Annotated in this window: 12 protein-coding genes; 2 read left to right on the top strand and 10 right to left on the bottom strand. The window is 35.6% G+C overall.

Annotated features, from left to right (window positions below; translation table 11 throughout):
- Positions 1 to 51: 51 nt before the first annotated feature.
- Positions 52 to 432, bottom strand: coding sequence for a hypothetical protein (locus P2086_RS09555; RefSeq protein WP_317900226.1), 381 nt, complete (start codon positions 430 to 432; stop codon positions 52 to 54).
- A gap of 3 nt (positions 433 to 435) precedes the next feature.
- Positions 436 to 1,029, bottom strand: coding sequence for an RNA polymerase sigma factor (locus tag P2086_RS09560; RefSeq protein ID WP_317900227.1), 594 nt, complete (start codon positions 1,027 to 1,029; stop codon positions 436 to 438).
- Between the two features lie 382 nt (positions 1,030 to 1,411).
- On the opposite strand from P2086_RS09560, the gene P2086_RS09565 reads away from it, so the two are divergent.
- Both P2086_RS09565 and P2086_RS09570 read left to right on the top strand, forming a co-directional pair.
- Complete coding sequence (locus P2086_RS09565; protein WP_317900228.1) at positions 1,412 to 2,368, top strand: YitT family protein; 957 nt, start codon at positions 1,412 to 1,414, stop codon at positions 2,366 to 2,368.
- Positions 2,369 to 2,383: 15 nt separating this feature from the next.
- Positions 2,384 to 4,765: an efflux RND transporter permease subunit gene (locus P2086_RS09570; protein WP_317900229.1), complete on the top strand. Its 2,382-nt coding sequence runs from the start codon at positions 2,384 to 2,386 to the stop codon at positions 4,763 to 4,765.
- A gap of 135 nt (positions 4,766 to 4,900) precedes the next feature.
- On the opposite strand, the gene P2086_RS09575 is transcribed toward P2086_RS09570, so the two are convergent.
- The 8 genes from P2086_RS09575 to P2086_RS09610 form a co-directional block, all read right to left on the bottom strand.
- Positions 4,901 to 5,788, bottom strand: a complete 888-nt coding sequence (locus tag P2086_RS09575; RefSeq protein ID WP_317900230.1) for a helix-turn-helix domain-containing protein — start codon at positions 5,786 to 5,788, stop codon at positions 4,901 to 4,903.
- Between the two features lie 12 nt (positions 5,789 to 5,800).
- On the bottom strand, positions 5,801 to 6,217 hold the full coding sequence (locus P2086_RS09580; protein WP_317900231.1) for a DUF1348 family protein: 417 nt from the start codon (positions 6,215 to 6,217) through the stop codon (positions 5,801 to 5,803).
- 158 nt (positions 6,218 to 6,375) lie between these two features.
- Complete coding sequence (locus tag P2086_RS09585) at positions 6,376 to 6,930, bottom strand: carboxymuconolactone decarboxylase family protein (protein ID WP_317900232.1); 555 nt, start codon at positions 6,928 to 6,930, stop codon at positions 6,376 to 6,378.
- A 356-nt stretch (positions 6,931 to 7,286) separates the two neighbouring features.
- Complete coding sequence (locus P2086_RS09590) at positions 7,287 to 7,781, bottom strand: DinB family protein (protein WP_317900233.1); 495 nt, start codon at positions 7,779 to 7,781, stop codon at positions 7,287 to 7,289.
- 291 nt (positions 7,782 to 8,072) lie between these two features.
- Positions 8,073 to 9,461 carry a T9SS type A sorting domain-containing protein gene (locus tag P2086_RS09595; RefSeq protein WP_317900234.1) on the bottom strand — a complete coding sequence of 463 codons (1,389 nt, stop codon included), beginning with the start codon at positions 9,459 to 9,461 and terminating at the stop codon, positions 8,073 to 8,075.
- 442 nt (positions 9,462 to 9,903) lie between these two features.
- Positions 9,904 to 10,632, bottom strand: coding sequence for a TonB family protein (locus P2086_RS09600; RefSeq protein ID WP_317900235.1), 729 nt, complete (start codon positions 10,630 to 10,632; stop codon positions 9,904 to 9,906).
- Between the two features lie 328 nt (positions 10,633 to 10,960).
- Positions 10,961 to 11,887: a hypothetical protein gene (locus P2086_RS09605; protein ID WP_317900236.1), complete on the bottom strand. Its 927-nt coding sequence runs from the start codon at positions 11,885 to 11,887 to the stop codon at positions 10,961 to 10,963.
- A 467-nt stretch (positions 11,888 to 12,354) separates the two neighbouring features.
- Complete coding sequence (locus P2086_RS09610) at positions 12,355 to 12,828, bottom strand: hypothetical protein (protein WP_317900237.1); 474 nt, start codon at positions 12,826 to 12,828, stop codon at positions 12,355 to 12,357.
- Positions 12,829 to 13,028: the final 200 nt, after the last annotated feature.

Here is a 13,028-nt window from a genome sequence, read left to right on the forward strand (position 1 = left end):
GTTGTTCAGGCGTTAATACGCTATCAATTAAATAAAATAAGATTGTGGTTATTAGTTTCGTATTACCATGGTTGGAATACTGGTGAGCATGGTAGTGCTATTTACCGAAATAGTTGTATTTGTTATGGATAGAGCATCCTTATATTCCATAAACCCTGCATTAACGCTCGAATTGTAATTGGGTTCATTCACATAAAATAATCCGGCTGAAATTAATAGTACTGAAACACCCACATGATAAAATTTAAGATCAAATCTAAAAAAGCCAGTAAGTTGATCAATAAAACTAATTTCAACACGAATCGTTTTTTTACGCGCAGCTACTTTTTTTCGGGCTGCCAAAACCAATGAAATGTCACAAGCCACCATATCTAAAGCTTCAACAGACATTAGCTCTCCAAGGTATTTATCCAAATCTTTATTTCTGTCCATGATTTATTGTATAACGGGGTTAAATATATTAAGTTTTGTTTCGAGTATTTTTAATGTGTAATGAAGACGCGATTTTACGCTACCTTCAGGACAATCTTGAATGGCAGCGATTTCTGAAATTGTTTTTTCTTCCTGATATTTCAAAATGAATGCTTCTTTTTTTTCTGGTGGCAATTCATTAAGAGTTTCCTCGAGCATTCTGCGAAATTCAAGTCCATCGATTTTATTTGCTAGATTTAAAAAAGCGGATTCGTTTACTTTAGTATTCGTATTATAAAGTTCAATTTGGCTATTAGTGACAATGTTTTTATGTCGGTAAAAATTTTTACACGTGTTTGAAGCAATCGAAAAAATCCATGTTTTAAAAGAACGGCTGCAATCAAATTTTTCAGGAAATTCTGCAATTTTAAGGAACAGATCCTGTAACGCATCTTCAGCCAGATTTTTGTCAAAATTGAGCATCCGCGTAAAGTACATCATCATGCTTTTGTTATATCTAGTATAAAGTTCATCAAAAGCTAAAACCTCACCGCTGCTCAAGTAGAACATCAATTCTTCGTCACTGGATATTGAGAATTTGTCTTTCCTTTCAACCATAAGCTTATTTCATCTTTTGTTTTGTATATGTGCTGGTTTAAAGAGCTGTACACGCTTAGGTATACAAAGTTCATTTCAGTAGCCTTTCATTTCTAAAAAAATGTGAAATAAAGCTTTATTGAAGTTAGAGTTTTTTGTAATTGTAAAAATGCTAAAAAAACTAAATTTTCAAGGTTTCTATGATTTGATGAATTGCAAGAAAGAGTCGCTCTAAGTGTCATTCATAGTGTGAATAGACCGGCTAACGAAACCTGTCAGCAGTAAAGTTTGAGCTTCCGTAACTGTTCTTTTGCTTATAAACACAAAAGCCCAAGCGGTCATAGTTTTAAGTCTATATTAATTGTTAATTTCGCTAAATGTCTGTATAATTAGGCTTAGAAATATGAATAAACTCTTCGAAAATATCTTCGAAAAAGCAATTAAATGGCTTAATAGGCGTTCGGTTCAAGCCTTAACGCCATTACAGCGTGCAAAAGCGTTTGTTGTACTGAGACGTTTGTTTAAACGTGAAATCATAAATGCCTTTTTGATTTTGCTAGGAGTTTTTTCGGCAGCCTTTGGACTGAAGAGCTTTTTACTTTCCAACGACTTTATTGACGGAGGAATTACAGGGGTTTCCCTTTTGGTTTCGGCTGTAAGTGGTATAAATATCTCAATACTCATTGTTGTTCTTAATATCCCTTTTATCATTTTGGGCTATACACAAATTGGTAGAACCTTTGTAATAAAGACAACCTTGGGTATTCTGGGATTATCCATTTGTTTGGCGACAATTAATTTTCCGATTTTGACTGAAGACAAACTTTTGGTATCTGTATTTGGAGGATTTTTTCTTGGGGCTGGAATAGGGTTAACCATGAGAGGTGGCGGTGTGATTGATGGAACAGAGGTAATGGCTATTTCCTTCAGTAAAAAAACAGGTTTAACGATTGGTGATATTATTCTAATTGTAAATATCATTATATTTTCTTTTGCAGCTTGGTTACTGTCTTTTGAGACTGCTTTATATTCAATTTTAGCGTATCTTAGCGCCTCAAAAACCGTCGATTTTATTATTGAAGGGATTGAAGAATACACAGGTGTAACCATTATTTCGGCAAAAAACGAAGAATTAAGATTAATGATTACACGGAACCTTGGACGCGGTGTTACTATTTATAAGGGTACTAGGGGATATGGACAAGGTGTGGATATTGATATTTTGTACACTGTTATTACCCGTTTAGAGGTGGCAAGGTTAAATACCGAAATTGAAAAAATAGACCCGGCGGCCTTTGTGATTATGAATAGCATAAAGGATACCAAAGGAGGAATGATTAAAAAAAGAGTACTACATTAAAATTAGGCACGCAGTATGTGGAAGTTTTTTTCTGGAATTTTATTACGCAATAAATTAGTTTTTACAATTTGTGTCTTAATTGGCACAGTTTTTATGACATACGAGACTTCTCGTATGGAACTCTCTTATGAGTTTGCTAAAATATTGCCAGATGACGATAGTACATTTATTAGTTACCAAAATTTTAAAAAACAATTTGGTGAAGACGGAAATGTAATGGTGATGGGTTTTAAAGACAAAGATCTTTTTAAGTTTGAGAAATTTCGTGATTGGCATGAATTAAGTAAGGAAGTCAAGAATATTCAAGGTATCAAGGAGGTAATGTCCTTGCCAACTATTTTCAAGCTTTCAAAAAATGACAGTTTAGGAAAATTTGAAACCATTCCATTAATTCAAAATCCAATTTCTTCGCAAAAAGAAGTAGATAGTTTAAAAGCCGAAATCCTAAATCTCCCTTTTTACGAAGGATTTATTTATAATAAGGAAACAGGTGCTACTCTTTTGCTTATTACGTTCAAAAAGAAAGATCTGGATTCGAAAAGACGGTTAACTATTGTTGATGAAATAAAAACCCTTGGAGATGCGTTTTCTAAAAAACACGCTATAGACATGCATTATTCTGGCATGCCTTATATCCGTTCTCAGATGATGACAAAAGTGTCAAGTGAGATGACATTATTTTTAACACTTGCAGTATGTGTTACAGCTATAATCTTATGGTTGTTTTTCAGGTCTGCTACCACCGTAATTTTCTCGTTGATTGTTGTAATAATCGGAGTAGTATGGTCGATAGGTATTATGGAATTGTTCGGGTATAAAATTACTGTGTTATCGGGCTTAATAGCACCCTTAATAATGGTCATTGGATTACCCAATTGCATTTTTCTCATAAATAAATACCACAGTGAGTTTTTAGCTCATGGTAATAAAATAAAGGCTTTGCAGCGCAGTATAGAAACAATTGGCATTACTTTGTTTTTAGCAAACATTACTACGGCAATTGGTTTTGGAGTGCTTTACTTTACAAAAAGCTCTATGTTGGTTGAGTTTGGTGAAGTTGCAGCTATCAGCGTAATGGCAACGTATTTTATTACTTTAATTCTTATTCCAATCATTCTAAATATTTTACCAACACCTAAAACTAAACATACAAAGCATCAAGAAGGAAAGCGCATTAATAAAGCACTTGAAGTAGTGGATTCTCTAGTTCAAAAACGTCGCCCTGCTATATACCTTACTACAACACTTATTACACTTGTTTCTTTTTGGGGTATGACATTTATTGACATGAATGGTTATGTTGTAGATGATTTGCCTATTAAAGATCCTATTTATGCGGATTTACATTTTTTTGAAAATAATTTTAAAGGTGTCCTTCCTTTCGAAATTGCTATCGATACCAGAAAACCGAATGGACTTTTCTCTGATAACGCGAAAGCTTTATATAAAATTCAACGACTTCAAAAATTATTTGCAGAGTACGATCTTTTTAGCAAACCGTTTTCGATTGTTGAGGGAATTAAATTCTCTTATCAAGCATATAGGGGTGGAGAGCCTAAGTTTTATAAATTACCCCCAGTTTCTGATCTTAAAAACTTGGCAGATTTTACAGGAAGTTTAAAAGGACAAAATAGTAAACTTCAAAATTTCATTGATTCAACAAAACAAATTACCCGAATTTCTTATCAGGCAAAAGATATTGGTTCTAGGAAAATGGATGTGTTAATGAAAGAATTACGTCCGAGAATAGATTCTATTTTTCCTGCTGCAGATTATGGTATTGTAACAACTGGACATAGTCTTGTGTTTTTAAAGAGTAACGATTATCTGTTGGATAATTTGTTAGAGAGTCTTTTAATCGAAATTATTTTAATTGCCATTGTGGGCATAGCATTGTTTCGTTCTGTGAGAATTATTATTCTTTCTAAACTCCCATGTCTCATTCCGTTAGTAATAACGGCAGGTATTATGGGCTTTTTGGATATCCGTTTTAAACCGTCTACTATTTTAATTTTTAGTATTGCTTTTGGTATTTCCTCTGATGGAACAATTTATTTTTTAACTAAGTATAGACAAGAACTTAAGAAGAATAAAAAGAATGCTGCTGAGGCAATTTCTGCCGCGATAAAAGACACTGGTTTAAGTATGGTGTACACTTCTATTATATTGTTTTGTGGATTCGCAATCTTCGCAGCCTCTAGCTTTGGTGGCACTGTGGCTTTAGGCGTATTAGTTTCTTTAACTTTACTTATTTCAATGTTCACTAATTTAATTTTATTACCGGCTATTTTACTTTCTATACATCGTAAATCTTTAAACAAAGAGATTACAGATGATCCATATATTGATATTGAAGAAAGTATCGAAGAAAGAGGAAAAGATCTTTCGGGAATTTAGTAATTTTTCAGGATTCTACAGACACCTTTCTTATTCATTGGTAATACCGTGTATAGGCATTTCAATTTAAGGAAAAACATGCGTTTGAGGACATTGAGTTGTCGTAACTAATTTAACTTTGTATTGCTGAATTTTTTATTGCGACGATACCCCTCTCCCAAAGCCAACAGTGTCGCGGTACATTTGAGGTGAGATGTCTGCATTTACTTTAAAGAAACGACTGAAATAATATTCATCGGGATAACCCAATTCGAAAGCGATTTGTTTAATGGCTTTGTTTGTAAGATATAATTCTCGTTTTGCTTCTATAATAATTCTTTCAGAAATTAAATCCGTTAATGTTTTATTAAAATGTGTTTTGGTGATTTTGGCTAAGGCACTTGCTGAAATATTTAAGAGTTTGGCGTAGTCGCTAGCTGAGTGCTTGGTTTTAAAATCTTTTTCAATCGCATCTTTCAGATTTTGAAGAATGAACGGTTCTTTGATGCCGGATACTTTTTGAAATGAATTTGGTTCTTGTTCAGTTTTTAGTCTAGATGTGGTTATAAGGAATATTTTTAAATAAGAAACCAATAACTCGTACTGAGCTAAGGCAGGGTTTTGCATTTCGACTTTCATCTGGTCCACCAATATTTTTAGTGTTGATGCTGAATTATTATCGATAGCTATAAAGGGGTGATGGTAAATGTTATTGAACAATACTCCATTGCAGGCAACTTCTGCTTGGTGTTTATGAATGCAGAAAAAATCGGGATGGAATTGTAAAGCAATTCCACCTAAAGTGTGGTCGCTTGACAACATAAATGGTTGATAGGGTGAAAAGGCAAATAAGCTATTGCTCTGAAAGTCATATTCTGAAAAGTCAGCTTTTACTTTCCCTTTACCGTTTTTAATCCAAAGGAGTGAATAGTAATTATTACGTTGTATGTGGTCAAAATTACTATCATCATCAAAAGAGAAAAGTTTGAATGCTAAATTTCCATTTTGAGGATTTACAAGAGTAAAAACTGTCTGCGTTGTCATTATGTAAAGATATTATTTTAGTTTGCGTTCTGTTTCTTGAATTGGTAAATCATTTATGCTTGCAAAACGTTTTTGCATATATCCGTTTTCATCAAATTCCCAAAGTTCATTACCGTAACTTCTAAACCATTGGCGGGTATTATCGTACCATTCGTATTCAAAACGAACAGCCATTCTGTTTTCGTGAAATCCCCATAATTCTTTTTTAAGTTTATAGCCCAATTCCCTTTTCCACTTGGTTTTCAAAAATACTTTAACTTCATCTCTTCCATTAATGAATTCGGTTCTGTTTCTCCATTCTGTGTTAATTGTATATGCTAAACACACTTTTTCTGGGTCTTTGGTATTCCAAGCATCTTCGGCTAATTGCACCTTCAACAGTGCGGTTTCCATTGTAAATGGCGGAATAGGTAGTCGTTGTTTTTCCATTAAATAATTTTTATAAGCAAAGCCATAACACGAATTATGGCTTTGCTCAAGGTTTTCAATTAATTTTACTCGGTTCGTTTTTTAATAGTTGCAGTTCTTTTTTGTGAGATATTCGAAACTGTAATTTGTGCAGACAAAGTTTTTTAAATCATGATGCACTAAACTACTCCAACAGTTTGCGCTTCCACTAAAGGAAAGTCAACCTCAGTATTGGCAGTATTGTTGAAGTAATTGGTTAATACATTTAGAGCAACATGGCCAATAATCTCACCTATTTGACCTTCAGTTACTCCGCCGGCTTTAACAGTTTCAACATCTGAATCGTTAACCCTTCCTTTTTTATTGACAACAATTTTAGCAAATTTTAAAATTGCATCAGTTTTGGCATCATTGGCATTACCACTTCTTGCGGCTTCTAAGCTAGCAGCATCAATCTTAACTAAGTTCGCGCCAATATAGCTGTGTGCCGATAAACAATAATTGCATAAATTGCTTTCAGAAACTGCTAAGGCAATTAATTCACCAGTTTTTGCGCCGAGAGTTCCTGCAGCTAATGCACCACTCAGGTTTAAATAACCTTCTAAAAATGCAGGTGAGTTTCCCATGGTACGCATCATATTAGGAACCATCCCTAATTTACTTTGAATGCCATTAAATAATTCTTTTGTTTTGCCCGTTGCTTGATCAGGACTTAATGCGTTTAATCGTTTCATTTTTGTTTTTTTAAAATGGTTTGTCATTATTGACGATGCAAAGGTGCAATCACATAAAGCGTTTTAAAATGGATGATTAAAGCAAGTAGATGGACAATTTTTAGAGCAAAATTGTTTTTTTAAATGAGAGACTGATTCTGTTCTAGCACTTTTTTTCGAGTAAATCATTCTTAGGTTATATTGTTGTATAAGGATTTGTTTTGATTTCAGAGTTTGTATAATTAAAGAATACCACTGACTATAAAAAATACCAAGCTAATCAATTCTAAAAGCGTGTTTCGGAATTTGGCCGATGAAACTATATTGACGCTCGCGTTTTACAAGTCTACTTTATTAATTTTAACCTGTATTACGAATTACTCACAATGGAAGAAATTATAATCAGTTGATGGAATATTTTCAGTTATACCAATTCCTCTGGCAATCGTTATGATTTGTCCTCTATGAAAGGTACTATGATTGATTGCATGAATCACATACTCGTATCTATTCAATTTATTCTTGGCCCAAGGCATATTGAGTTCTATTAATTCAGTTAGTTCTTTATCTGTGTATCTTAAGAACGAATTCTCCATATCGATGGACTGATTTTTCAATTCAATTAAGTTATTTTGCGCATGATTTTCTTTAACTGACCAGTCAAATTTTGAAACGTCCTGGATAGAAATAAAGTCAGTCCAAAATTTTTGAATTCTCAGAATGTGTTGAACTGTGTTATCAATGCTATTATAGCTCGATGGAATTTGCTTATACAAAAGGTCTTCCTCAATATTCTGCAGCCAATTAACAAATTTGGAGTTTGCCCATGAGTTATAAGTTGCATAATTATTTGTCAGGTTTTTTAGGCTCATATGATAGAAATTTGGTCAATTCCTTGGCAATTCACTATTGGAAATCTACTTTTGAGTAGTCCAATTTGGGGGAGCTTACAGTGTTATGTTTAGTGCGTCCTACATAGTCTGTCACCACGTCTGTGAGAAGCAGTCCGAAAAGTTGTTTAGAAAAAATGGTCAACTTTATGCTTGCAAGGATTTTAAAATACATTGGTTTGTTTTTGTGTGCGTTCGCAATGCGTTTTGAAAATGCGCCCTTTCTCATAAGCGGTTAGGCTGTTGGAGATTTTACACAAGTCAACCGTGGAATTATTCTATCAGAAGCTTGCCGGTGATTATTCTCTCTTTGTCCCGAACTAAAACGTAGCTATAGAGGCCAGTTGAAAGTTCACTTAAGATGAATTCATTTAAACCGGGAACGATCTGTTTTTCGCAAACATTTTGCCCTAGAGAATTAGTTACAATTAATTCAGCATTCGTGGCTGGATAGTCGAATTGGATTTTAAATACACCGCTGTTGGGATTCGGAAAAAGACGAAAGCCAGTTCCGGCATTTAAGGCACTAGCATGTAAGCCGGTTGTTGTGATAGTGCCCGGCGAATACTTTTTAATAAAATTCGGAAGACCATTCTGGCACTGACCGGTACCCAGGTAAATCGCGCTATCCTGGAAACCACATCCTGTACCAGCGGTATTGGGATTGCTGATCACGCCCAGATATTTTTTTGTCAACTGGCTAACATAGATCTTGCCGTCCGTCGCCAACTGAAGGGCTCCGTACCAATGGTTTGGAGTAGGGGGTGAAAGTAGTAAGCCTGAACCCGAAATGGCGGTATTGGAACCTGCAGCGAGGTTGTACTGGTATACCTGGCCGTTCACATTTGAGGAGGCGATATACAGCTTGCTGTTATCGGGAGAAAATTCTACGCCATAAGGGTCAATGGCGCCAGAAAGAGACAAGGGATTCGAAATAGCCCCGGTGGCGTTATTAAAATCAAAGAGTTCCGAGTAATTGGCATTCTTCACGGCCATACACAACTTAGCACCGTTTGGTGATGCTTTGAGATACCCGATGCCGTAAGAGGGTGCACTGCCTTGTGCTGTTCCCACATTTGAAGTAACAGGCGTCGCCGACACACCATTACTTGTTACCAGGTAGGCCCGAAAAGCAGAGTTTGACTGTTCATGACAAAGTACCCAAAAATCTGTTCCGTTCGCATGCAATACCGCAGTTAACTTGTCGAGCACCGGGGCAAAAATGTTGATGTTCTTTGCAGTCACATCACCCAAGCCGCCATTCAAAGTTATGTCAACTTCTGAATAACTGAACTGAATGAGGGCGTTTTGCGCCGGTACCGTAAAAATATAATAAATGTTGGTGGAACTAGGCTTAGGAACGATCAGGGCAGATTGCGTTGAAGATTGATTTCCCTGCAACCCAAAACCATTTGACATTTGAATGTGATTTTTGTTCCAAACCTTTGCACCGTCGGTATAAAATTGCAAGTTTCCAAGTGAATCGGAGATGGCAGCGCATCCCTGAGCGGAGGTCATCACTCCATTGGTTAACACCACAGGAACTCCCGTGCTAAAATCGAGGCCAGCTTTGTCGCCAAAATACCAGATCCAGTTTTGTTTCTGTCCATACACGCCAAAATTTATGCAGGCGAGGATACAAAATGCCAATCGTTTTTTCATTTGATTTTTGTTTTCTTATTTCCTAGGTCGGAAGTATAAAGTTATAAAAAAAATCACAAAATCAAATAGCTATCACAGGCATAAAACACTTGCGGGAACAAATTAAAATTGAATAAGAAACCAAAGAGTTCGATTAACAAACGTCGTTGCCTTTCGAACCGAAATTATTTAATAAACTTTGAACCCGACAATTGTCAATCAAGATGCTACGGTTCTTGTCAGGCCGAAATGTTAATTCGTCCGCTGGGCGCATTGAACATAACGGACTCAGGGCTGGCGCCGGCCGCGTGTCACAATACCGCCGATGCTAAAACACTCTGATGTCCACCGTGAAGTTAAAATATTTGGAGCAAAAGCAAAACAAAAAAGCGTCTGCCCGTAAAATTGCTTTTGCATGTTCGGATGTCCCGGCTGGCGCTACGCCCTGTGTTAGGCGTAGTACTTATAGCTTGAAACTTATAGGAAGGTTAAAATACGAATGAACTGTAGTTCCGTCAATTTGTCCCGGAGTCCAAGTGGGCATCCCCCTTACTACCCTCAAAGCTTCTTCATCTAGTTCTGGGGAAATACTTTTAAGAATTTTGACATTTCTAATGGTTCCTTCTTCATCGACCATAAATTGAATCAACACTTTTCCAGAAATCTTGTCTGCTTTTGCTATGTCAGGATACTTAACGTTTGACTTAAGAAAATTAATCAGCTCTTTTATGCCTCCAGGATACTCAGGTGCTTTTTCGTAATTAAAATATGTTATTTGTTTTCCTGTCGAGTCATATGTTTTGCCGTCAACTAGCTTGCCCATTTCATAGGAGTCGTCCCGTTTCGCATGACCGTTTTGCCAATACGTTTTAAGTTCACCGTTTAAATAACCATTTGTATAGTTTGCAATTTCCTTCAATTGTCCGGTTGAATAGAAACTTTTCGATGTTCCGTCAATATTACCTTTTAAAAAGTCGGAGTATTTTTTAATCCATTTTAAAGTGTCTGTCAAGTAGAAAGCTTTTTCCAGGACGATATTAGAATCGTTTACGTCTTTATGAAGAATTTTGTAAAAAATCGCTTCGTCAGTTGTCTTTGTCTCGTTCCAGTATTTGTCGAAGAATATTTTTGTCTGTCCGACCGAGTTGCCGAACAGTAATACAAAAAGGAATAGTATATTGTTTTGTCTCATAGTATTACGCCTAACGGATTGCGAATTTGCGCCGTTTTTTGCTTGTCCAAATTTAGCATTTGAGCGCTAACCCGCAAAAAATGGACGCGAATTTGCTGTTAGCTACTAGTGCGCCCACACACAGTATTTGAGCATGTCTGCTTGTCCGAAGTGTTGTCAACCGGAATGCAAAAGACCTGAACACGTTTTCGGTTTCGTTGTGAGGTTGGCTGTCTTGCAGGCGGTTAGGCTGTGGCAGATTTTGTAAGCTTATTTGGCGCCACTGAAAATTATTTTCCTTTGAAAGAAGCGCCAAATGTGCTTGTGATTGAGCTTGGCTCGCTTTACTCTAATTTAAAATTTTAACTGAAAGAATTTTACACTCTATTTCTAACGTCAATTCATGCCATTCATCTGCACGGTCTAAGCTGTATTGAACTGGATATTTGTAGTTTTTTGTTTTTTTGATTATCATAAAAGTAATTTCAAAGTTACTGTCATCTTTAAGGCTCTCTATTTTCTCTATAGTATTGTCAGATGTAATAGATTCAACTCCGAACTTAGACTCTTTACGTTTTATGTAAAAAATGGTATTAATTTCGTTGGCCACCCATAGAACATAGTCGCGATTTTCATTGAAGTTACTAAAGTTAAAAAAGCCTTTATTTTTAACGCCACAAATTTTATAAATATTGCCGATTATAAATTTACTTTTAAGAAGGTTCTCCGATTCTAGATATGTTCGTTCGGCCTTAATAGACTGATTATCGTCAGTATAAAAACTTGCTAAACTATCTAATTTTAAACACTTGTAAATAATATTAAAAGGAACAGTTCCACATTGAGATAATCTCTTTTTTATGTTGAAAAGGCTGTCTTCCAATCTTTTTGTTTTTGCATTTTCAATAGTTTGTTTTCTCTTTTCTTCTATGTAGATTAAAGAATCATTCCTCCTAGCTACGTATTGTTTTCTTTTTCTTTCCGCTGCCTCGTCTTCGTCTTTTTTTATTTTTTCAGCTATTCTGGCTTTTGCATGGACTAATTCAATTGAATCTTTTTCTTGAGCTGCTTTTGCTCGAGCGATATTATTATTTCTTTGGTTTGCTTGATGGATGGAATCTTGTCTGCGAATTTCATTTGATCTTCTGATTAATTCTGCTCTTTCTTTTTTACTCTGCGCTTGAAGTGAAAACGGCGAGAAAAAAAACAATATGAATGCGACCTTAATTGATATGGTAACGCATTTATGGGGATTGAATAATAAGTGAAATGTCATTCTTTTAAGGGTTAAAATTATAATATTACGAAAAAAAATAAGCTTACAGTAGTTAATTGTTTCACCTTTTGGAGCGCTTAGAGCTTATTTGTTTGGCTTTACCGTATGTCCAGGGAGGCCAAACAAATGTGCTGCAAACGTAATGGCCAAAAGGCCTGTTGTCCCGAGCTAAAAAGGAAGAGAACGAAACCGAAAACGTTCTACTAGAAGCAAAGTCTGAAAAGCTGTCAGCCGAAATGTTAATGCACTTGTCGAGCCGTAATGTCGATACGAAATGAACGTAAAATTGTCAACCGAAATGCTACTGTTCTTGTCGAAACGGAATGTTAGTCCGTCCACTGGGCGCATTGTAGCTAACGTTTGGCGAATTTGCGCCGTTTTTTGCTTGTCCAAGTTATACATTTGAACGTTAACCCGCAAAAAATGGAGCGAATTTGCTGTTAGGGGTAGGTTTTTTGTCCGCGTAATTAACAACCACACTCTCCATAAAATGTCCTTGTTATTGTTTTACCGTTTTTGTGCGTCAATTTTATTGTCCCAGTTTTTAACCAAGTTTCGTCACCGTTTTGTATTCCGTCTTTAGAGTCAATTGTCATTTCATAATTGTCGCTTTTGTATTTTGCAATTACGTTTAATGTGTCTATTTCCTTAAAATCAATTAGAGTGAATTTTGTCATAACTCCATTTATTTTTAAAAATGAAGTCTCTGCATAGTCGTTTGCATAAATGTATATATGATTTTTCAATTCTGTCGAGTCATTTGAAAAATAGCAAGAACACCCGTCTATTTCAGGTGGAAAAGTCGCAAAAGTGTCAATTGTTAAAACTTGATTGTCTGTCTGTGCTAAATTGTTGTTGTTGTCGCTATGTCCACAAGCTATGAAAAATGTCAGTGCAACTAATATTAAAATTGTCTGGAGGAATTTGTTTTTAAATGTCATTGTCGTTTTGTTGTGTCGTCCGTTAAACTTACCCCTAACTACCATATACCCGCTATAAACTTTCGCTTATCCAACATACATATGGGAGATTGGCGAATGTTTATAGCTTTTTAGATTTTCCCATTTTTAAGTGAATTTCTTGGGTTCTTTGATAGTTATGCTAAAATAAGAATTTTAGGTGATCCATCAAAACGGAAAGC

The organism is Aurantibacillus circumpalustris (assembly GCF_029625215.1).
In the GTDB taxonomy this organism is placed as follows: Bacteria; Bacteroidota; Bacteroidia; order B-17B0; family Aurantibacillaceae; genus Aurantibacillus; species Aurantibacillus circumpalustris.